Below are 22,030 nucleotides of genomic sequence, written 5' to 3'. Positions count from 1 at the left end.
GTAAAGCTCGTAGTATTCATGGATTTCTAAGTGGAATTTATGCTTCTTTATGTGCATACCAATTAACCCATCGAAATAAGCCAACAATTCAAATTATGAAATCATTAGCTTAAGCAGGATTCGGGTTAATTATTCTGAAAGTTTTAAATGATCATTTTGATAAATTAATCTTTCATTTTATAGAGCTTTAACGTCTATGCTGATCCATATTAAATCTTAAATTCTGATTTTTTTACTTGGAATTCCCCAAATTAGCGGCTTAAAACAGCTTTTTTAACAGCACAGTCATCTTTTTACCTCGTTAAAAAATAGGATCTTGATCAATTCGAACTGATATAAATTTCTGCATATAGACTTTAAAAAAATTTACCTAGCTTTTGTTTGATAGATTTTTCAATTGCTTTTCATAAAGTTTTTATGTGGTTTGACTAAAGCATATTGTTCTTCATCGCTTGTTCGTTCATAATTTGCATAAGCATTATTCAATTTCACTCAATCGTGTTGAATTTGCTACAAATCAAAATACGTAACCATCCAAATATATGTTTTTCTACCTCAGTCGGATGGGCAAATAGGATATTTTTTTAAAATGACTCAGCAAGCACAGATCATTCAAGGTTCAATTGTCGCAATCGTCACCCCGATGTTTGAAGATGGCAGCGTAGATTGGAAGGGTCTAGAAAAGCTCGTTGAGTGGCATGTAGCACAAGGCACAAACAGTATTGTTGCTGTAGGTACTACAGGTGAAGCATCCACTTTAAGTATGGCTGAACATACCCAAGTGATTAAAGAAATCATTCGTGTGGCCAACAAACGTATTCCAATCATTGCGGGTACAGGCGCTAATTCTACTCACGAAGCGATTGAACTGACCAAAGAAGCCAAAGAGCTGGGCGCCGATGCTGCCCTATTGGTCACACCTTATTACAACAAACCTACACAAGAAGGTTTATATCAGCACTATAAAGCTATTGCTGAAGCCGTTGATTTGCCACAAATCCTGTATAACGTTCCAGGCCGTACTGGCGTAGACATGCTCAATGAAACCGTAATCCGCCTGGCTGACATTCCGCAAATTGTCGGTATTAAAGATGCAACTGGCGACGTAGCACGTGGCAAAGAACTGATTGAAGGCCTCAACGGTAAAGAAATGACAGTTTATTCTGGTGATGATGCAACTGCATACCAGTTGATGGGTTTTGGTGCTAAAGGCAACATTTCTGTGACTGCCAATGTCGCTCCTAAAGAAATGAGCCTGATGTGTGCGGCTGCACTTGCAGGTGATGCACAGCGCGCTGAAGCTTTAAATAATGAAGTTGCAAATTTACACAATATTTTATTTTGTGAATCAAACCCAATTCCTGTGAAATGGGCACTTCATGAAATGGGCTTAATTGGTACCGGCATTCGCTTACCATTAACTCCTCTTGCAGAACAATATCGCACACCGTTGCGTGAAGCACTCAGCGCTTCGGGTGTCATTAAATAAAGAGCACAACACTATGCAATTACGTTTTGGTTTAACCCTTGCACTTTCAGCATTCAGTTTAGTGGGTTGCAGTTCAATGGGAATCAGTAATGGTTCACTGGACTATAAAGAGACAACAACCCTTGAACCTCTGAAATATCCTGAAGGTTCAATGGTTAGACCTGCAACGCCATTGTACCCTGCCCCAACTATTGACCCGCTTGCCATTGAGCATGCGCCTAAGCTTGAAAATAAACGTGGTAACCGTTTTGCTTTACCACGTCCAGACAAAGCGCAGACTAGTCCGGTCGAAGATACTCAAGCCGACAGTACAAATGTCGGCCGTCCACAGCTGGTTCGTGATGGAAATCAAAATCCGTTGCTCAAAATAGATGGAAATTCTGCTACAATTTGGCAGTACACACTTGCGACCCTCAGCAGCCTGAACCATACCATTGTTGGTCAAAGTAAAAATCGTTACGAAGTGACTATTAAGATTGATCAGCAGGTCTATGTATTAAGACTGACCTCTGTAGGCACAAGTAATAACATCGCTGTGTTCAATGCCGATAATAGCTTTGCAGATAAAGAAAAAGCTGCAGAACTATTAACCCAGATTTACCAAAATTGGCCAGCCTAGTCGTACTAGGCATTTTTTTTTGAAAAAGGTTCCCCCATGTTGAAACAAACCTTGCTCTATACTGGTAAAGCGAAATCTGTTTATGAAACAGACAGTGCAGATCACCTTATCCTAGTCTTCCGTGACGATGCTTCTGCATTTAACGGCGAAAAAATCGAACAGCTGGATCGTAAAGGCAAGGTGAACAACCGTTTTAACGCCTTCATCATGGAAAAATTGGCTGCTGCTGGCATTGAAACTCACTTCGAGAAACTTCTTTCTCCAACTGAAGTTTTAGTGAAAAAATTAAAAATGGTTCCGGTTGAATGTGTTATCCGTAACTATGCAGCAGGTTCTTTATGCCGTCGCCTGGGTGTTGAAGAAGGTAAAGAGCTTGTTCCACCTACTTTCGAATTGTTCTTCAAAGATGATGCGCTTGGCGATCCAATGGTCAACGAATCTCAAGCAATTGCTTTAGGTTGGGCGACTGCTGAACAATTGGCACAAATGAAAGAACTTACTTACAAAGTGAATGATGTGCTTAAAGGCTTGTTCGATGCAGGTAACATGTTACTTGTAGACTTCAAACTTGAATTTGGTGTATTCCACGACCGTATCGTTCTTGGTGACGAATTCTCTCCAGACGGCTGCCGTCTATGGGACAAAGACACCAAGAAAAAACTTGATAAAGATCGTTTCCGTCAAGGCTTAGGCGGCGTGGTTGAAGCTTATGAAGAAGTTGCTGCGCGTTTAGGTATCGACCTTTCTGATATCTAATTCGTTCATCGAATTTCAAAAAACCGGACCTTGAGTCCGGTTTTTTATTTTAAAAGTCTCATAGTCTATAATCGACAAAATAAATGTTACTCATAAAAATCATCGGTTTTACATTTTACATTCATCATCTTAAGATAGTTACATACCAGGCAGCAAGATGTTGGAGCAGATGGCCTTATAACATCTTGCTTGCCAACCAAAATCCAGTTTACCCTCTAGGATGTTATCTCCCTCAAGACATCCTATTTTCAGCCCAACTCACCCTGAGTTGGGCTTTTTTTAGGTTTTTTATCTGAAAATCCAAGCATGAAAAAAGACGCCGCAGCGTCTTGAATCATCTTTAGTGCTATTGCTGCTGTTGTTGCTGCTGCCAACGGCGTTGCTGTAATTTTTCCCCTTCTACTTCACGTTTATTACGGGCAGATTCATATAACCGGGTGCCTTTTAATTCAGGGGGCAAATAATCTTGCAACACAAAGTGTTCAGGATAATTGTGTGGGTACAAATAATCCACACCATAACCCTGCTCTTTCATGAGCTTGGTCGGTGCATTACGTAAATGTAAAGGGACAGGCAAATTCGCAGTTTTCTCCGCTAAATCCAGCGCCTTATTAATGGCCAGATAGGTACTGTTACTTTTGGCACTGGTCGCCAAATACACCGCACATTGTCCCAAAATAATCCGGCATTCAGGCATACCGACCGCTTGTACTGAACGGAAGCATTCACCTGCCAAAAGTAAGGCATTCGGATTGGAATTACCAATATCTTCAGAAGCTGCAATCAGCATCCGACGGGCAATAAACACTGGATCTTCCCCGCCTTTGAGCATCCGTGCCATCCAGTATAGAGTCGCATCCGGATCACTGCCGCGAATCGATTTAATAAATGCCGAAACCAGATCATAATGCTGCTCGCCAGACTTATCATAACGGGCAATATTCTGCTGAGCCACCTTGACCACAATGGCATTGGTGATGATATTTTCCATATCAGCGTCAAAAGTACTGGCAATTAAATCTAATAAATTAAGTGCTTTACGTGCATCACCAGCGGCAAATTGCAGCAATGCTTCATATTCTTCAATTTGAATATAGCGTTCTTTTAAAAAATCATCCTGCTGAATAGCCTTATTCACTAAAGTCCGAATAGCATCATCATCCAGTGCATTTAAGGTATAGACCTGACAGCGTGACAACAACGCATTATTCACTTCAAAAGATGGATTTTCTGTAGTCGCGCCAATTAAGGTAATTTTGCCTTTTTCAACGGCATTCAATAAGGCGTCTTGCTGCGACTTGTTAAAACGATGAATTTCATCAATAAACACCACAGGTGTCAGCAGATCACCACTTTCTGCAATCACCTCGCGCAGTTCTTTCACCCCGGTATTCAAGGCAGATAAACTGACAAAGGGACGATCAACCGCCTGAGCCAAAAGCAAAGCAATGGTGGTTTTCCCAACCCCAGGTGGACCCCAAAAAATAATAGAGGGTAAATGTCCCTGATCAATCATTTGACGTAAGGGTGCATCAGCACCAAGCAGATGATCTTGACCAATAATTTCTGATAAATCACGAGGACGAAGTCGTTCAGGAAGTGGGATATGACTATCTGACATCTTGTTATTTCTTTACTGTACTTACAGCCAAGTCTACTATGTAATTCTGTTATCGCGTATTTCAATCGAATTGTTTTACAAAAAAATCATATTGTTTTTTTGTCAAAATAGGCACGCTTATTCATTATTATTGTGTCTCTTATTATGTGAATCAGTGGTATGGATTCATTTAAAAATAGGGGTCAATAATCAATACCAACAAGTAAAAATTGAGTCATTCTACTTCTAGGCAATGATAGGTATAATTATTCTGTGAAATAAATCACACTTTTAATATTACGGTTATTTTTAATTGGTGAGCTTTATGAAATATATTTTCAAAAACAAGCTAGTACCGTTTACTCAGGAATTTAAAGTTAAACTACAACATTCTATTGCAACGCATATGACAAGCTTAAGTGCAGAAAGTGTAGTGTTTAAAAATCTATTAGATCAGTTACCGCAACTGATCTGGGTCAAATACAAGCAAAATAAATATTATTATAATCAAAAACTTCATCATTATATCGGCAGTGATATCCAGCCCCACGATATAGAAGGATGTAAAACATTTATACATTCTGAAGACTTTGCTAGCTTCAGTTCACTTTGGCAAAATGCTTTACATAGTCAGCAGTCTTTTGAAACAGAATGCCGAATTCGACACCATGAGCAAGGCTATCGTTACTGTTTAATTTCGGCTCAATATAAACAAAATTTCGGTCAGATTGAATGGATTGTCACTGCCACCGATATTCATGATCATTATTTAAAACATCGCAATTTGCATCAGCAAGTGCTGGCACAAACCAAAATGCTGGATGCCAGTGTGGACTGCATTAAAATGTTAACGCCGAACGGTCATGTCACCCATATGAATCGTTCAGGTTGTATTGCTTTAGGAGTACCGGTAAATAAAAAAAAGTTTGGTATGCCTTGGTTAAATCTATTGCCAGAACCTATACAGAATTCAGGACAACATGCCTTACAACAAGCTTCAAAAGGCAAAACTGCACGTTTTGACGGCATGAGTGTCTTGGACGGACAACTGCCTCAGTATTGGGATAATATTTTGACCCCTGTTTTGGATGAAGCAGGTTCAACCCAAAGTATTCTGTGCGTCTCACGTAATATCAGCCAACAAAAAGTTGTGGAAAAGCAGCTTCAAGAGGTGATTGAACAAGATGAGTTAACCGGTTTATATAACCGCCGCGCATTTAACAAGATTCTGAAAAAGGCCATCCAAAATGCCCAGCATAAACAGCAATCAATTGGTTTTTTATTGATTGACCTGGACTATTTCAAACATATTAATGACACCTTGGGCCATATTGCCGGTGATCATCTACTCCAGATTTTAGGTCAACGTCTGAATAGCTGTTTTAACCATAAAGTCGTTGTATCACGTTTAGGCGGTGATGAGTTTGCCATTGTAGTACCACAGCTCAGCGACGAATCGGAACTACTCGAAGTAGCCCAAACAGCGCGACAACAACTGGATATCCCGATTTGTTATGCCGGACAATATATTAATGGCGGCATGAGTATTGGTTGTGCGATTTACCCTCGGGATGCCAAAAACAGCTCGACTTTGTTGCGCTGTGCCGATGTCGCCCTGAATGATCTGAAAAATAGTGGCCGCGGTGGCATCCGCATGTTTAAAAGTGCCATGTTCAAGGCCATTTCCCAGACCACCAAACAGCTTTCACTAGCCCGTGCCATTATCCAGAACGATAAAATTATTCCTTTTTATCAGCCCAAAGTGAATCTGGAAGATGGACAGGTCATCAGTTTCGAAGCCTTGCTGCGCTGGTATGATGCAGAAGATCAAATCCAGCTGCCTTCACATATTTTCTCTGCTTTTCAGGACTATGAACTGGCCACGCGAATCAGTGAAATCATGCAGCTCAAAGTGTTTCAGGATATGACCCGCTGGCTTGACGCCGGTCTGGAACTGTTACCCATGTCCATTAACGCGGCACCGGTTGAATTCTTAAGAGACAATTACGCAGAAACCCTGTTAAACCGGCTAACCCAGTTTCATATTCCTTATGCTCTGATTGAAATTGAAATTACCGAGCAAAGCTTATCTGACCGGGGCTCGGACTATGTGATTCGTGCCCTGAATTTATTAAAGCAGGCCGGGCTGAAAATTTCACTGGATGATTTCGGCACAGGCCATTCGTCATTGACACGTTTAAGAGATTATCCGGTAGATTGTCTCAAGATTGATCGAAATTTCATTCAAAACATCCGTGAAAATCCGTCTGATTTGGCCATTGTGAAAGCCATCGGCCAGATTGGCGCCAGTATCGCCTTAGATATTCTGGTCGAAGGAATTGAAAATTCCGAACAGGTTGAAGTGCTCAAAACGTGCGATTGTACTAAAGGACAAGGGTTTTATTTTTATCGTCCCATGAAGTTTCAGGATGCTACTGAATTACTCCACCCTACTGATTGTCCCAGCCAGCAGCTCAGTTCCTCGGGTTGAGCATGATCACCCGAGCTACGATATTTTCTAGATAATTTTTTGATTTATCCACTTATATTAAAGATGAATATTAACGTACCCAACGTACGATATATTCCTCCAAATCATCTTCATTGACTTCAGTTTCGGAAATACAGCGCCCGGCTGCCGACTTTCTGGCTTTTAGCACACTCTCTCGGCTACCGGTATTTAGATAATGCCAGGTGGGTAAATTCTTGCCTTCTTTTAGGCGGCGGTAAGCGCAACTTGGAGGCAACCAATGGATCGTGGCCAATTTTTCTGGTGTCAGCTGAATGCAGTCCGGTACATGGTCCAGCCGCCGTTCATAATCGCTGCAACGCGCCGTGGAACAGTCTAAAAGTTTGCACGCCACCTTGGTATAGGCGACTTCTTGTAGTTCTTCATCTTCCAGTTTGATCAGACAACATAAACCACAGCCATCACATAATGCCTCCCATTCAGCCGGATTCAGCTCGGTTAAAGCATAGGTTTTCCAAAATTGTGGACGTAATTGTTCAGTCATAAACGTGAAAAGATAGCAGCAATCCGGATCATTATAACCTGTTCAGCTTGATCCTGTATAAAAGTGATTTTTACTTGAAATCATAGATTTGCTGTCAAAGTGAACATTTTTTAAACACAAGCATAACACTGTTGGAAATTTCCAGCCCCTATACTGAACTTACCTTGAAAATAACAACACATGGAGAAAGCTTATGTTCCGTTGGGCGATTATTTTTGCAGTGATTGCACTGATTGCCAGTCTACTCGGTTTCGGTGGTGTCGCAGGTTTATCTAAAGAGTTTGCGGTGATTTTATTGGTTATTGCCTTAATTTTAGCAGTTGTTGGTTTCCTCTCTCGGGGAAAAGTCTAGTTCAGTTTGAACATCTCCACCTCATAAAATAAAAAAGAGCCTGTTTAGGCTCTTTTTTGCATTCAACTTTGCATTCAATAGTTTGTTTTGCTCAATCCGTTGTTGCATCTTTCACTTAAGGTCTTAAGTGACGGGGTCTAAAACCGGTAGCCAATAGGCCAATGGCATAAGCTAGAACACCCAGTACACATAGCCCAATCACTTCAAATATGCGGATCCATTGCGATACCTCACCATTGTACCAAGTCAGCCCATACCACAATGCAGCAATCATCGCGGCATTGGCTATGGCATACTGCAGAAACAGTTTTTTCCAGTGTGCGCCAAAGCGGAAAATATTGCGTTGATGCAGATAAAAATACAGCATGCCGGCATTCACCAGCGCAGAACCTGAAGATGCCAAGGCTAAAGCCATATGTTCTGCTTCCCAATGAATCAGTTTAAAGAAACCAATAAATACCACGTTTAAAATGGCATTGGCGGCTACTGCCATTAAACCGACACGAACCGGAGTACGGGTATCTTGCTGGGCATAAAACCCGGGAGCAAAGACTTTAATCAGCATAAAGGAAATCACCCCGGCACTCATACATTGCAAAGCCAAGGCGGTCATTTGCGTATCTTCAAGGGTAAATTGCCCACGTTGGAACAAAGCCTGAATGATTGGGGTCGACAGCATAAATAAGGCAATACTGGCAGGAATACCAACCAGCATGATCACTTTGGCGGCCCAGTCAATCATGCCTCTAAATTTAGCCTGATCCTGTTCAGCATGCCGTGCAGACAATGAAGGTAAAATCACCGTACCAATCGCTACGCCGATTAATCCCAAAGGCAATTCTGTCATACGCTCCGCGCTGTATAACCAGGACACGGAACCATCCTGCATGAAAGAAGCCCAAATGGTATTCAGCAATAGATTAATCTGGGTGACCGAAACACCAAACAGGGCTGGCAGCATCAATTTCATGATGCGGTCTACCCCTTCGTGTTTAAAATCCACCTTGGGTGGAATCAGCAGGTTCTTGCGCCACAGTTCTGGAATTTGAATCACCAGCTGTAAAATACCGGCGATCACCACAGCCCAGCCCAGCGCCATAATCGGTTCAGCCATATAAGGCGTTAACCACCACGCACCGGCAATCATGGTGATGTTTAACAGCACCGGTGAAAAAGCCGGGGTTGAAAAAGAGCCATAACTGTTCAGGATACTGCTGGCAAAAGCAGTCAAAGACATAAACAGCAGATAAGGAATGGTCAGACGGAACATGTCTGTGGCTAAGGCAAATTTTTCTGGGTCATCGTGGAAACCCGGTGCATAAATATACAGCACCGCAGGCGCAGCAATCATGGCGATAAAGGTCAGCGTGGTCATAAAGGTGGCCAGACAACCAAACACCCGACTAATCAGAATTTGCACTTCTGCATGGGTTTTTGTGGTTTTATATTCGGTCAGAACCGGAATAAAAGCCTGTGAAAATGCCCCTTCTGCAAACAGTCGCCTAAAGAAGTTTGGAATACGAAACGCAACCACAAAGGTATCGAAATCTTTACCTGCACCAAACACATTTAGCAACACCACATCCCGGACTAAACCTAAAACCCGAGACAACATGGTCATTGCACTAACAATAAAGGTCGATCGCCAAAGCGCCATCGTAACCACCCAGTGAAAAAATTAAGTCGCTATTGTAATGAAACTCAAAATAGAATTTCGTTGTTTAATCATTAAGTCTGCCAATTATTGATTGGCTTTATACTGCTGCAATAAAGTTCTGAATTTAAGCCAGTCGAAAAATGGTCCCGGATCGGTTTTACGCCCAGGAGCAATATCGGAATGCCCCGCCAAATGTTGTAAAATTTTTGGATAGCTAGACTGTAAGGCCGCGGTCACCTGTGCCAGCACAACATACTGCATATCTTCAAAAGGTAGATCATCACTGCCTTCCAGCTCAATCCCGATAGAATAATCATTACATTCTTTTTTGGCCATGTAACTGGAACGGCCAGCATGCCAGGCACGATCATTGAAATTGACAAATTGCAGCACTTCACCACTGCGTAAAATCAGCAGATGGGCAGACACCTGCATGCCTTCAATGGTTTGAAAATAAGGATGCTGTGACCAGTCCAGCTGGTTCTGAAAAAACTGTTCAATATAGCCCCCACCAAACTGTGACGGTGGCAGACTGATGTTATGCACCACCACCAGTTGAATCTCGATTTGCTCGGGACGTGAATTATAATTTGGGGAAGGTACTTGCCTTGCACCGATTAACTGACCATCGATGACCTGAAAAAAGGGTGCCTGTTGCATAGTCCGATCCTGAGTCCTGTTGAGATAAGCTGATGATTTTAGCGCAATCCTAAAACTTTAAACTTAAAATCACAAATTACCCAGATAAAAATCGCTTGAAAAAAACAATTCTTTTAAATGAACAATGCTAATATAACGCGCAATTTTCATGGGTTAAAAAAGATACGGAAATACTGATGAGCATATCTCAATCTTTGCTGGAACAAACCATCCAAATCAACATCCAACAAGCACTGCAAGAAGATATTGGCGAAGGTGATATCACTGCTCTATTAACCCCTGAAGATGAGCAGGCGACTGCGACTATCATCAGCCGTGAAGACATGGTGCTGGCGGGTCAGCCTTGGGTCAATGCCCTGATTCAGGCTTATGATCCTGAAGTACAGGTGATCTGGCTGAAAAATGATGGCGACGGTGTGCAGGCCAATGAAGCCTTTTTAAAACTGGCTGGTTCTGCACGTAGCCTGCTGACGGTGGAACGCCCTGCTCTCAATTTTGTACAAACACTTTCTGCGGTTGCCACGAAAACGGCTGAATATGTAAAACAATTGAAAGGCTTAAACACCAAATTGTTAGATACCCGTAAAACATTGCCCGGCTTACGTATTGCACAAAAATATGCCGTTGCAATTGGCGGTGGACAAAACCACCGTTTAGGCTTGTTTGATGCCTTTTTAATTAAAGAAAATCACATTATGGCCGCAGGCGGGATTACCCAAGCCATTGCCCAGGCACACAGCATCGCACCGGGCAAACCGGTCGAGGTTGAAGTGGAAACCTGGGATGAATTGAACCAAGCCCTAGAAGCCAAAGCCGATATCGTGATGCTGGATAACTTTAGCCAGCAACAAATGATCGATGCGGTGAAGCATGTGGCTGGACGATGTAAACTGGAAGCTTCGGGCAACATTACCATTGAAAACTTACGTGAAGTGGCAAGCACGGGTGTGGACTATATTTCGATGGGTGTGTTAACCAAAGATGTCAAAGCCGTGGATTTGTCTATGCGCTTTAATGCCTAAACCTGTTCGCGCTCAACTTGGGTTTTACTGGTTACATCGTGGGCGCTGCTGAGCTGTTCTTGTTGTTGCCAGGCAGATGCAACCGACGGTGCTGCTGAAGCTCTAGGGTCACTGGTCATTAAGGCCAAAGTGACGCCAGAAATCAGCAAGATCAGGATATTCATCATCTTCTACTCCTGTACAAATAAAGTGGCAGAATAAATGTTGAATATGAGCTGAATCTTAAGCAGGCGTTTCAAACCGTGCCGCGATTGCAGCCTTTTTGTATCTTCTCTTTGATTTTTAGATTTGATGGCATAAAAAAACGCACCCCAAGGTGCGTTTTTTTATTGCTGAGATTGTTAAAACAACAACTTACCAGCCTAAAGCTTCTTGCTGCTTTTTAATCAATTCTTGGATGCCTTTTTCAGCCAATTCAAGCATTTCATTACATTGTGCACGGGTGAATGGCTTGTCTTCAGCAGTACCCTGCAGCTCGATAAATTCGCCTGCTTGAGTCATCACCACGTTTAAGTCGGTTTGGCAGTTTGAATCTTCTTCATAACAAAGATCCAGTAACGCTTCGTCTTGATACATCCCGACAGAAATCGCAGCCACCAAGCCTTTGAGTGGATCTTGCTTAATTTTCTTGTTTTCAAGCAATACATTCATGGCATCAATTAAAGCCACTGCAGCACCGGTAATGGATGCAGTACGCGTACCGCCATCAGCCTGAATCACATCACAGTCAATGGTAATGGTATTTTCACCCAGTTTTTTCAAATCTACCATGGCGCGTAAGCTACGACCAATCAGACGCTGGATTTCCTGAGTACGACCACTTTGTTTACCACGTGCTGCTTCACGGTCACTACGGGTATGGGTAGAACGTGGCAACATCCCATATTCAGCTGTTACCCAACCTTGTCCCTTACCTTTTAAAAAACGTGGCACTGAATTATCAATACTTGCTGTACAAAGAACTTTCGTATGACCAAATTCAATCAACACTGAGCCTTCCGCATAACGTGTATAGTTACGGGTAATTTTTACGTCACGTAATTGATCTAATGTACGTTGGTCGATACGCATAATCGGTTCTCTTTGGCTAAAATTCATTGCGGCCTAGTATAACAGAAGCAAGCTTGAAGGTTTTGCCGGGACATGTTCTATTGACAAAAACCATCAAGCTATTTTTACTTTATTTCATGTGAAAAATATTCCTTAACCATTATCCTGTAATTCGCATGACCCTTGCGATTCGCCTTAAAAGCTCAATAAGGCTTTTAATTTTTGCGTAGATTGCTGAATGGAATTGGTCCATGAATTTGGCAATGAACATTTTGCCAGACGTACCCAGACACTACCAAACTGCTTAAAGAAACTGGCTTCATTATAATGAATACCATACTCGTCACATAGGGCACGAATTTTCGGGGCGACTTCTGCATAACGGTTTGCCGGCATGTCCGGAAATAAATGGTGTTCAATCTGATGACTCAAATTACCACTTAGAATATGCAGCCACTCTGTGCCAGTAAAATTACTGGAGCCGCGAATCTGACGTAAATACCATTCTGCACGGGTTTCATTTTCAGTATTGTCCGGTTCAAAGGTTTCGGCATCTTCTGTGAAATGTCCATTAAAAATCACGGCGGATGCCCAGAGGCTACGAATCACATTCGCCACTGCATTTCCGGCAAATACTGGCAGTGCATTCGGACCTGCGATCAGTGGAAAAAACACATAATCTTTCGCTACCTGACGTACAGCCTTTTTGCGGAATTTTGCCGACTCTTTCCAGACCTGTTTCCAGGTTTTGGTTTTATAGGCAATCGCATCTTCCAGATGTAAATTCTGTACGCCCACATACCATTCAAAAAACACCATAAGCTGAATGGCTAAAGGAATATTCAATAAAAAACGCGGTTCCCATTTTTGCGCTTCACTGATCCGAATCAGACCATAGCCGACATCATGATCCTTGCCGATAATATTGGTATAGGTATGGTGGATATAGTTATGGGTATGTTTCCAGTCATCACCTGTCGCCATAGTATCCCAGTCATAATTGGCACCGTTTAAGGTCGGATCATTTAGCCAGTCGAACTGACCATGCATCACGTTATGCCCTAGTTCCATATTTTCCACGATTTTGGAAACACCCAATAAGCCAGTACCCAACAACCAGACTGGTGGAATCCAGCCGCCAAACATCAACATGCCACGCGAGGCAATTTCGCTATAACGCACAAAGTTTCGGATTTTATAAATATATTGCGCATCTTGCTCGCCAATGCTGTCCATCACTTCACGGCGAATGGCATCAACTTTTTCACCAAATTCGGCAATTTGTTCAGCAGTTAAATATTTAGATTTACTGTTTTCTGGAAATTTCACTGACATATTCATTGTTTTTCTCCTGAGTGATTATCCAGCATGGCTTGTTTGAAAACGGGATCAATCACTGAAAGTTTTTTAAAAATTTTGATGCTTAGAGGTTAATAGTGACCGGACTCACCGCCTGGCTAATACACAATTTAATTTGGCTATTGCTGTCGTGATCAATTTCACCGGTCAGTAGGTTTTTGGTTGAACCGCTCACTTTGGTACAGGTGCAGGTATTGCAAATGCCCATGCGGCAACCATGTGCCGGTTTCAAACCTGCCTGCTCCGCACTGTCCAGTAAATTAGTTTGGGCTTCAAACTGTTGCTGAGCACGTAAAAATACGACTGGTTGCGCAGTTGCGGTTTCATCTACATGGATTTGAAAATATTCCTGTTTCAATTGCTGAGAGATATCTAAATCTTGATAAATCTGGTTCAGGCTTTGCATCATGCCTGCTGCACCGCAGGCATAACTTTGACGTTGCCTGAAATCAGCTACGGTACTTTCAAGCAGTTCCGCCGTTAAATGTTGCTTCTGTGCGACAGTATTAAAATGGTGATACTGGAACTGTGAATATTGTTCTGATAACTGCTGCAATTCACGATGAAAAGCCTCATCACGGCTAAAATAAATCAGGTCAATCTGAGCTACATTTTGTTTCAGCGCCTGTTGCAAGAGTGCATAAATGGCGGTGATGCCACTGCCTGAAGCCAATAACAAAACAGACTTTTGAGATGAACTTAAAGTGAAATCACCCTGAACCTGAGAAATTTCCACCACATTGCCCACGGCTAAATTCGTCAAGGCATGGGATACCTTACCCTGACGTTTCACGGCAATGACGATGTTGTCATTTGCTGTGATTTTAACAATTGAATAACTGCGTTGCTGACGAACACCGGCAATCACTACGGTCACTAAAATACTTTGCCCTGCTCGAAAAGCATCAGCACGAAAATTATGATTCGGCTGCAGCTGAATCTGGTAAAAATCCTGGCTCAGCATGTGTACATCAACAATACTGGCTTTGACTTTTTTCCATGCCCAGACGGGATTGATTTTTTCAGCAATAAAATCGACGAAATCTTCTCGAATCCATTGCGGCTGATATTGCATCACATGACTCATATGACGTTCCTCTTTTATTGCTGGCTATTTATTTGAGTGAACAAGTGTTCTTATAGTGAACAGTTGTACACTATAAGGATTTTTTATTTCAGTCAACATCTGTTCACTGACATTCGTCGTTTATTTTGTTTTTTTTTGATAGACTTCATGCAGCATTTTTTTAGGGTCATCAAATGTCGATACGGGATGAGCGTAAACAACAGAGCCGCCAAGCACTTCTGGATGCAGCGCTGGCTTTAAGCACGTCTGGACGCTCTTTCAGCAGCATCAGTTTGCGGGAAATCGCACGTCATGTCGGTTTGGTACCGACGGCGTTCTATCGTCATTTTCAAGACATGAATGAACTGGGGCTGGAACTGGTCGATCAGGTGGCCCTGCATTTAAAAGGCATTTTGCATCAGTTGGGGCAGGCTTATATCTATCAGCCCAATAGCAAAATTAAAATCAGCCTAGACCTGTTGTTTCAGGCCGTTGAACATCATCCTGAACCATGGGTCTTTATGATTGCCGAGCGCTGGGGTGGCTCCGAAGTGATTCGCCAAGCCATTGCACGGGAAATTAATTTTTTAATTGAAGACATGGCCAATGACCTATGCAAAATGGAAACCGTACAACACATTCACAATATGCCAGACCTGCAGATTATTTCTAATATTTTAATTAACTTATCCTTCACCTGGGCCATGACCTGGATGGATATCAACCGTCGATATCAGGCACAAGAACGCTTAGAGCAACAAAAACAGTTCAAGTTACAAACCATTACTCAGGTTCATTTAATTTTCCGGGGCATCTCCAACTGGGATACCTCCAAAGAAACAACCAAGCCCTGATTCAGGACTCGATGTATTTCTGACACATAAAAAAACCGCCATTTCGGCGGTTTTTTTTATGTGTCAGAAAGCTAAAGCTTATTTGGCTTTACGCTCTTTTTCTACCAGATAGCTGACCACTTGAGTCACTTTACCATCTTCACCTTGCACTACATATTTACCATTCACCACCACAGCAGGCACACCAGTCAATTGATACTGCTGAGCCAGTTGCTTAGCTTTAGCCACTTTTGAAGTAATCGCAAATGAATTAAACAAGCTGTTAAATTTGGCTTCAGGTACGCCATATTTTACAAAAAATTTGGCTTGTGATTTTTGATCAAAAATCTGTTGGCCATTCACATGAATCGCATGGAATAAAGGCAAGTGCGTGGTTTTACGTATACGTAATGCTTCAGACACATAATAGCCACGTGCATTTTGTTCCCAAACAGGATTCATCGCAGCAGGCGTACGCACGAAATTGACATCTTTAGGCATTTGTTTCAACCATGCCTGCATATGCGGCTCTAATCTGAAGCAGTGTGGACAGCCATACCAGAAGAACTCACGCACTTCAATTTTCCCCGGAACATCCACTTTACCCGGGGTGGCCACCACGGTGTAATCTTTACCTGCAACAAAATTGGCTGCCATGGTGCTGCCTGACAAGGCGAAAAGAGCAGTAGCCACACTACCTAAAAGAAATTTTTTCATTGACCTTATTGTCCTCAAAATCGTTATGATTAATTTATGCGATCACTATAAATCAATTATGCCGAATTCGTTTTCATTCTGTGAACTTTTTTACGGCATTTATCGCTTTTTTTAGAATAAACGCTACACTAAGCTAATGTAACTTTTCTAAATTATAACGACTTGATTAAGGTGATACCGATGTCGCAATTGAATGTCGACCCACAAGAAATTGCCAAATTTGAAGCTTTCGCAGCCATATGGTGGGATCAGCATTCTGAGTTCCGCCCATTACACATGATCAATCCCCTCCGTTTAAACTGGATTGATGAACATGCGGGCGGCTTGAGTGGTAAAAAAGTACTGGATGTCGGTTGCGGTGGCGGTATTTTGGCAGAAAGCATGGCGCGTCGTGGTGCCAATGTACTGGGCATCGACATGGGTGAGGCACCGTTAAATGTGGCCCGCATTCATGCTGAACAGGAAAATGTCAACAATATTGAATATCGACAGGTTCCGGTCGAACAATTGGCCGAAGAACAAGCCGGACAATATGATGTCGTGACCTGCATGGAAATGCTGGAACATGTGCCTGATCCTGCATCAATTATTCAGGCCTGCCAGACCTTGGTCAAACCGGGTGGTCATGTATTTTTCTCGACCATTAACCGTAATCCAAAATCTTATTTATTTGCCATTATTGGCGCAGAATACGTCCTGCGTATGCTGGCTAAAGGCACCCATGATTACAGCAAGTTTATTAAACCTTCCGAGCTGGCGCATGACATCCGTGCGGCAAATCTGAAACTCAAAGACATGACTGGCCTGCATTACAATCCGCTGACCAAACGTTATTGGCTGGCCCCGAATGTTGATGTCAACTATATGGTTTATACCGTAAAAGAAGGTGCCTGATGAAAGCTGTACTGTTTGATCTGGATGGCACTTTAATTGACACCGCGGCTGACTTCATTCGCATTATTCAAGACATGTGCCGAGATAAACAATGTGAGATTGTGGCTGCGGATTTAATTCGCACCCAGGTCTCTGAAGGCGCACGGGCCATGGTGAAACTGGTGTATCCGGAACTGGATGTGGAAGATCCGGTGTTTCTGGCACATCGGCAACGTTTTTTAGATTTGTATGGTGCAGATATTGCGGTTGATACCGACCTGTTCGAAGGTATGTATCCTCTGCTGGAAGAACTGGAAAGTCGTGACATTCCTTGGGGGATTGTCACCAACAAACCACGCTGGCTCAGTGAATCACTGCTTCAGGCACTCAATCTGACCGATCGCTGTGCGGTGTTGGTCTGCCCGGAAGATGTCAGCAAAACCAAACCGGATCCTGAACCGATGTATTTGGCGGCCAAACAAATTGATGTTAGACCTGAAGATTGCATTTACGTCGGTGATCATCCACGTGACATTGATGCAGGCCGTAATGCGCATATGTACACCATCCTAGCCGGCTACGGTTATTTACCATTGCAACACAAAGATGACTTAACAGCCTGGCAAGCGGATTGTATAGTGAAGACAGTTGCAGAATTACATCAAGTGATTAATCAATTAATTACTTCAAAACAAAATCATCATTCTCTCATTTCATAAAGACATAACAATACAAACGAGGAGGTATGCAATGAAATATTCAGAATATCAACCTCGCCCCGATCTGTTAAAAGATCGCATTATCCTGATTACAGGTGCGGGCGATGGGATTGGTCGTGCAGCTGCGATTAGCTATGCCCTACATGGTGCAACCGTGGTACTGCATGGACGTACTTTAAACAAGCTTGAAGTCATTTATGATGAAATTGAGAGCCTAGGTGCGCCTCAACCGGCTATTCTGCCCTTGCAGCTCTCCAGCGCCTCTTCTCGAGACTATGAATTATTGGTTGATACTTTAGAACAACAATTTGGTCGCCTGGACGGTATTTTGCATAACGCCGGCATCTTGGGTGAACGTACTGAACTCGCCCATTACCCCATTGATGTCTGGGATGATGTGATGTCCGTCAATCTGCGTGCACCGTTTATTCTGACTCAGGAACTGTTACCGCTGCTACAAAAATCAGAGCATGCCTCTGTGGTTTTTGCCAGTTCGGGCGTTGGCCGTGAAGCGCGTGAACGCTGGGGTGCATACTCGGTATCCAAAATTGCCATTGAAGCAGTGAATCAGATTTTTGCCAAAGAAAATGTCTATCCGAATGTGCGTTTTAACTGTATCAATCCCGGCGCTACCCGCACTGCCATGCGTGCCAAAGCCTATCCGGATGAAGACCCCAAGACCTTGGCAACTCCGGAAAGCATTATGCCGGCTTATCTATATTTAATGGGTGATGACAGCCTGCATCTGAATGGACAAAGCATTGATGCGCAGGATTAAGCCTGATGATGTAAGATAAGCATCATAAAAAGGGAGCACAATTTGCTCCCTTTTGCTTGTTTAACTGTTTTAAAATATCAACCTGAAAGTTTAAAATTAAAGGATGAATAAAATTTATAAATCGTATTTTTAAATCACAATTAGGAAAATATTCTGTTTTACGAATGAATAAAATCTGCCTATGCTCTCTTTCATTGCAAGTATTGAAGCTGAGGAATAGGTAATGACAGATCAGAAACGTAAGCTTGAAACCATTCTTACAATTAAAAGCCTAAAACTTTCCAATCATTTGATTTTAGCCCTAGATGATGCCCAGCAGGCTGAAACGATTGCTGAAGCCGTGACATCCTTACAAGACCTGATCGAACAATGGAACTAAAATTAGCCCATAAACAGACTAGCTGGCTGTTTACGAGTTTGTATAAACCAATGTTGATGAATTTATATCCATTGCAGAACTTTGATACAAATTTTTCATCCATAGAAAACTTTTTAGTATTTAATAGCCCTATAAAATTACTGAAGATTTTTAAATAATAAGGCCTTTGACAAGAAAATCCTTATTATCTCTGCATTTTTTAAGAAATAAGTGATTGATCTTCACAGTTTCTCTGCAATTTTTTCGTACATTAGCATCAATGAAATTAATACTTTTTTCTATGAGGATTCAACATGAAAAAGATTTTGGCGATTTTGGCAATTTCTTTCAGTGCATTGATGGCAAATAGCATAGCCACTGCTGCCCCTCATGAAAAACATGATAATCGCGGCTGGGATCAAGCAGATCATCCAAAATTTAATAAAGGTCGTGATTTTCGTGAAAATGATGATGATGACATGCAGGATCGACGCCGGATGCGTGAAGAACGCGGCTTCAAGCGTCTGCAACAGCATAAATGGCAACCCGGTTATATCATGCCTCAGCATTATCGCGGCAATGGCTACAAGGTCGATTATAAAAGCCATGACTTGCCTAAACCATCACGTAACCAGCAATGGTACAAAATCAACAATGACTACATTTTAGTTGATACTGACAGTAATAATATTCTGCGTATCCAAGGTTTCTAAGTTTTTTTTAAACTCTCCACGCTCAAACTCCGGTTTGAGCTTTTTTTATGTCTTAAATATGGTTGTTTTCAGCATCATGCCTAAACTGCATAGCATTCAGCGTGATTACAATCTTCTTTTTTTCTCCATCAATTTCACAATTCCACTATAGAGCTCTCATTTTTTATCTCTAGTCTTTCGCTAATTTTGAATCATCGAAAACATATTTAGAAATGATCCAAGGTGAACATTATGAAAAAGATTTTAACAGGCATCGCGCTTTCTTTATCTGCATTGATGGCGACTTCTGCAATGGCCGCACCAGATCATCGTTATGATGATCATCAACGCTATAATCATGCAGCATCGCAACAGGACCATCGCTGGGACAACAATAGCCGTTATGACAACAACCGCTATAACCAGAACCGTTATGACAACAAACGGGTAAACCCAAGCCAAGACTGGCGTAAAGGTCAAAGCTTGCCACGTTTTTATGATTCATCACGTTATAAAGTCAGTGACCGCGAAGCTCGCCGCTTACCCGACACTGGCCGTTATCAACAATGGTACAAAATCAATGGTGACTACGTTTTAGTTAACCAACGTACAGACCGTATTGTTCGTATCATGAACTAACATCTGGTGAAGATCCGGATTCCCTAATCAAACACCTGAACTCGTTTCAGGTGTTTTTTTATTTTGACCCTTCCCCCCAGACATTTTTTGATTAGAATCAGAGAAGGAATTTTTTTAATTTTGAGATAGGTATGCAAACCAATTCATCTGAAACTTCACAAAGCACGAATTTACAATATGTGCACTGGTTTCGACATTCTGCACCCTATATCAATGCTCACCGCAACAAAACTTTCGTCATCATGTTTGATGGTGAAGCGGTGCAACATGAAAATTTCCAGCATATTATTCATGACATTGCCCTACTACATTCCTTAGGTATCCGTCTGATTCTGGTACATGGCGCGCGTTCGCAAATCAACCAGAACTTAAAAGCCAGCGGCATTCAAACCCCGTTCCATAATCATCGCCGTATTACCACACGTGAATCTTTAAGCTCGGTGATGAATGCCGTCGGCTCGATTCGCCTGCAAATTGAAGCCTTGCTGTCTATGGGACTTGCCAATTCCCCAATGTACGGCGCACGGATTGATGTCATTTCGGGCAATTTTGTCACAGCCAAACCTTATGGCATTCGTGATGGTATTGATTTCCAGCTCACTGGTGAAGTCCGTACTGTGGATACTGATGCCATTCAGCGCCATCTTAAAAATCATAATATCGTGCTGCTTGGGCCGACGGGCTATTCCAATACCGGCGAGGTGTTTAACTTGGTGGCGGAAGAAGTCGCCACCAATACCGCTATTCTGCTTAAAGCCGACAAGCTGATTTTTTTGGGTAAACAGCAGGGTCTGGTCAATGCCTTGGGTGAATTGCAACGTGAAATTCCTCCACATGAATTGGATCAACAGATCTTGCAATATCAGGATTCCAATCCCGATATTGCCTTGCAATTACGCGGTGCAAAAAATGCCTCACTACAAGGGGTACATCGTGTGCATCTGATTTCTTATACTTATGATGGAGCCTTGCTGGAAGAGCTGTTCACCCGTGATGGTGCCGGCACCATGATGACCAATGCACATTATGAAGAAGTGCGGACTGCCAATATTCAGGATGTTGGTGGTTTAATCAATTTACTGCGTCCACTGGAAGCGCAAGGTATTTTGGTTTATCGCTCTCGTGAACGTTTGGAAAGTGAAATTGAGCAATTTTCGGTGATTGAACGCGATGGCATGATTCTGGCCTGTGCCGCACTGTACCCGATTCCAACTTCAACCCATGAAATTAAATCTGCCGAGATTGCCTGTGTCGCAGTCGATCCGACCTATCGTCAGTCCAATCGTGGCAGCCAGATTTTGCATTATCTGGAAGAGAAAGCGAAAAATCAGGGTATTGAGCAACTGTTTGTGCTGACCACCCGCACGGCGCACTGGTTTGTCGAACATGGTTTTGAACCCGCCAGTGTCGATGATCTGCCTAATGCACGTCAGGCCCTGTATAACTACCAACGTAATTCCTTGGTCTTCAAAAAGTCACTGTAAAGTGGCTTTTTTTATCGCTGTTATATCTTTATTTTTTATATCTTTATTCATCACAGCAGTGAATCAGAGCAATTTAACTTATACAGTTTTTGCATAAACTTATAAGAGTGTCATCTTTAGAATTAAATCATATTAATTTCAAAAAGTTATCTAATTAAAACATCATATTCTATAGTTTCTGTAAATCATTTTTCTGCATAAGTTTTTCTCTTTTTTATTTATCTTTTTTATTCATTAGAAATTCCTATTTTTTTATTTTTTTCGAAAAAGAAAAGGCTTTAGCGTATGTGTTC

The 22,030-nt window shown here is 42.2% G+C and carries 23 protein-coding genes and 1 pseudogene; 15 read left to right on the top strand and 9 right to left on the bottom strand.

Going from position 1 to position 22,030, the window contains the following annotated elements; all coding sequences use genetic code 11:
* The 4 genes and pseudogenes from FB6_RS00260 to purC all read left to right on the top strand — a co-directional run.
* Positions 1-113: pseudogene (locus FB6_RS00260) on the top strand (IS982 family transposase); the annotation flags it as partial.
* A gap of 476 nt (positions 114-589) precedes the next feature.
* Complete coding sequence (gene dapA, locus FB6_RS00255; RefSeq protein ID WP_174558078.1) at positions 590-1,489, top strand: 4-hydroxy-tetrahydrodipicolinate synthase; 900 nt, start codon at positions 590-592, stop codon at positions 1,487-1,489.
* A 13-nt stretch (positions 1,490-1,502) separates the two neighbouring features.
* Positions 1,503-2,108, top strand: coding sequence for a lipoprotein-34 precursor (NlpB) (locus FB6_RS00250; RefSeq protein ID WP_174558077.1), 606 nt, complete (start codon positions 1,503-1,505; stop codon positions 2,106-2,108).
* A gap of 36 nt (positions 2,109-2,144) precedes the next feature.
* The gene (gene purC, locus FB6_RS00245) at positions 2,145-2,864 is read left to right on the top strand and encodes a phosphoribosylaminoimidazolesuccinocarboxamide synthase (protein WP_174558076.1); all 720 of its coding nucleotides are present in this window, start codon (positions 2,145-2,147) and stop codon (positions 2,862-2,864) included.
* 346 nt (positions 2,865-3,210) lie between these two features.
* On the opposite strand, the gene FB6_RS00240 is transcribed toward purC, so the two are convergent.
* Complete coding sequence (locus FB6_RS00240; protein ID WP_174558075.1) at positions 3,211-4,485, bottom strand: replication-associated recombination protein A; 1,275 nt, start codon at positions 4,483-4,485, stop codon at positions 3,211-3,213.
* 304 nt (positions 4,486-4,789) lie between these two features.
* On the opposite strand from FB6_RS00240, the gene FB6_RS00235 reads away from it, so the two are divergent.
* Positions 4,790-6,955 (top strand): sensor domain-containing protein, encoded by a 2,166-nt coding sequence (locus FB6_RS00235; protein ID WP_174558074.1) that lies wholly within the window; start codon positions 4,790-4,792, stop codon positions 6,953-6,955.
* Positions 6,956-7,025: 70 nt separating this feature from the next.
* Here the strand turns inward: FB6_RS00235 and FB6_RS00230 are convergent, their stop codons facing one another.
* Complete coding sequence (locus FB6_RS00230) at positions 7,026-7,478, bottom strand: YcgN family cysteine cluster protein (RefSeq protein WP_174558073.1); 453 nt, start codon at positions 7,476-7,478, stop codon at positions 7,026-7,028.
* Between the two features lie 193 nt (positions 7,479-7,671).
* Here FB6_RS00230 and FB6_RS00225 point away from each other — a divergent pair, with 193 nt between their 5' ends.
* On the top strand, positions 7,672-7,830 hold the full coding sequence (locus FB6_RS00225; protein WP_174558072.1) for a DUF1328 domain-containing protein: 159 nt from the start codon (positions 7,672-7,674) through the stop codon (positions 7,828-7,830).
* A 115-nt stretch (positions 7,831-7,945) separates the two neighbouring features.
* Here the strand turns inward: FB6_RS00225 and murJ are convergent, their stop codons facing one another.
* Both murJ and ampD read right to left on the bottom strand, forming a co-directional pair.
* The gene (gene murJ / locus FB6_RS00220) at positions 7,946-9,496 is read right to left on the bottom strand and encodes a murein biosynthesis integral membrane protein MurJ (protein ID WP_174558071.1); all 1,551 of its coding nucleotides are present in this window, start codon (positions 9,494-9,496) and stop codon (positions 7,946-7,948) included.
* A 75-nt stretch (positions 9,497-9,571) separates the two neighbouring features.
* The gene (ampD, locus tag FB6_RS00215; protein ID WP_174558070.1) at positions 9,572-10,147 is read right to left on the bottom strand and encodes a 1,6-anhydro-N-acetylmuramyl-L-alanine amidase AmpD; all 576 of its coding nucleotides are present in this window, start codon (positions 10,145-10,147) and stop codon (positions 9,572-9,574) included.
* Between the two features lie 176 nt (positions 10,148-10,323).
* Between ampD and nadC the strand changes: the two genes are divergently transcribed.
* Positions 10,324-11,169: a carboxylating nicotinate-nucleotide diphosphorylase gene (gene nadC / locus FB6_RS00210; protein ID WP_174558069.1), complete on the top strand. Its 846-nt coding sequence runs from the start codon at positions 10,324-10,326 to the stop codon at positions 11,167-11,169.
* On the opposite strand, the gene FB6_RS00205 is transcribed toward nadC, so the two are convergent.
* The 4 genes from FB6_RS00205 to FB6_RS00190 all read right to left on the bottom strand — a co-directional run bounded on the left by FB6_RS00205 (position 11,166) and on the right by FB6_RS00190 (position 14,665).
* Positions 11,166-11,336, bottom strand: coding sequence for an ABZJ_00068 family colistin stress protein (locus tag FB6_RS00205; protein ID WP_174558068.1), 171 nt, complete (start codon positions 11,334-11,336; stop codon positions 11,166-11,168). The two genes, nadC and FB6_RS00205, sit on opposite strands and share 4 nt — an antisense overlap.
* Positions 11,337-11,523: 187 nt before the next feature.
* The gene (gene rph, locus FB6_RS00200) at positions 11,524-12,240 is read right to left on the bottom strand and encodes a ribonuclease PH (RefSeq protein WP_174558067.1); all 717 of its coding nucleotides are present in this window, start codon (positions 12,238-12,240) and stop codon (positions 11,524-11,526) included.
* Positions 12,241-12,414: 174 nt separating this feature from the next.
* Complete coding sequence (locus tag FB6_RS00195) at positions 12,415-13,560, bottom strand: fatty acid desaturase family protein (RefSeq protein ID WP_438819948.1); 1,146 nt, start codon at positions 13,558-13,560, stop codon at positions 12,415-12,417.
* Between the two features lie 82 nt (positions 13,561-13,642).
* On the bottom strand, positions 13,643-14,665 hold the full coding sequence (locus tag FB6_RS00190) for a ferredoxin reductase (protein WP_174558066.1): 1,023 nt from the start codon (positions 14,663-14,665) through the stop codon (positions 13,643-13,645).
* A gap of 173 nt (positions 14,666-14,838) precedes the next feature.
* On the opposite strand from FB6_RS00190, the gene FB6_RS00185 reads away from it, so the two are divergent.
* Complete coding sequence (locus FB6_RS00185) at positions 14,839-15,498, top strand: TetR family transcriptional regulator (protein WP_174558065.1); 660 nt, start codon at positions 14,839-14,841, stop codon at positions 15,496-15,498.
* A gap of 78 nt (positions 15,499-15,576) precedes the next feature.
* Here the strand turns inward: FB6_RS00185 and FB6_RS00180 are convergent, their stop codons facing one another.
* Entirely contained in the window at positions 15,577-16,194 is a 618-nt protein-coding gene (locus tag FB6_RS00180; protein ID WP_174558064.1) for a thiol:disulfide interchange protein DsbA/DsbL, read from the bottom strand.
* Positions 16,195-16,374: 180 nt separating this feature from the next.
* On the opposite strand from FB6_RS00180, the gene ubiG reads away from it, so the two are divergent.
* The 7 genes from ubiG to argA all read left to right on the top strand — a co-directional run bounded on the left by ubiG (position 16,375) and on the right by argA (position 21,737).
* Positions 16,375-17,088: a bifunctional 2-polyprenyl-6-hydroxyphenol methylase/3-demethylubiquinol 3-O-methyltransferase UbiG gene (gene ubiG, locus FB6_RS00175; protein WP_174558063.1), complete on the top strand. Its 714-nt coding sequence runs from the start codon at positions 16,375-16,377 to the stop codon at positions 17,086-17,088.
* Positions 17,085-17,786, top strand: a complete 702-nt coding sequence (locus FB6_RS00170; RefSeq protein ID WP_174558079.1) for an HAD family hydrolase — start codon at positions 17,085-17,087, stop codon at positions 17,784-17,786. Before ubiG ends, FB6_RS00170 begins: the two co-directional genes overlap by 4 nt.
* Before the next feature lie 31 nt (positions 17,787-17,817).
* A complete protein-coding gene (locus FB6_RS00165; protein ID WP_174558062.1) occupies positions 17,818-18,564 on the top strand; it encodes a YciK family oxidoreductase in 747 nt (248 codons plus the stop codon).
* 223 nt (positions 18,565-18,787) lie between these two features.
* Entirely contained in the window at positions 18,788-18,943 is a 156-nt protein-coding gene (locus FB6_RS00160; RefSeq protein WP_174558061.1) for a hypothetical protein, read from the top strand.
* Positions 18,944-19,236: 293 nt separating this feature from the next.
* Positions 19,237-19,635 carry an RcnB family protein gene (locus FB6_RS00155; protein ID WP_174558060.1) on the top strand — a complete coding sequence of 133 codons (399 nt, stop codon included), beginning with the start codon at positions 19,237-19,239 and terminating at the stop codon, positions 19,633-19,635.
* Between the two features lie 231 nt (positions 19,636-19,866).
* Positions 19,867-20,253: an RcnB family protein gene (locus FB6_RS00150; RefSeq protein ID WP_174558059.1), complete on the top strand. Its 387-nt coding sequence runs from the start codon at positions 19,867-19,869 to the stop codon at positions 20,251-20,253.
* Positions 20,254-20,384: 131 nt separating this feature from the next.
* A complete protein-coding gene (gene argA, locus FB6_RS00145) occupies positions 20,385-21,737 on the top strand; it encodes an amino-acid N-acetyltransferase (RefSeq protein WP_174558058.1) in 1,353 nt (450 codons plus the stop codon).
* The last annotated feature ends 293 nt before the right edge of the window (positions 21,738-22,030 follow it).

Origin of the sequence: Acinetobacter bouvetii (genome assembly GCF_902753875.1) — a bacterium.
Lineage (GTDB): Bacteria > Pseudomonadota > Gammaproteobacteria > Pseudomonadales > Moraxellaceae > Acinetobacter > Acinetobacter bouvetii_A.
Note: the sequence above shows the minus strand (reverse complement) of the source record. Positions and strands in the feature narration are given on the sequence as shown.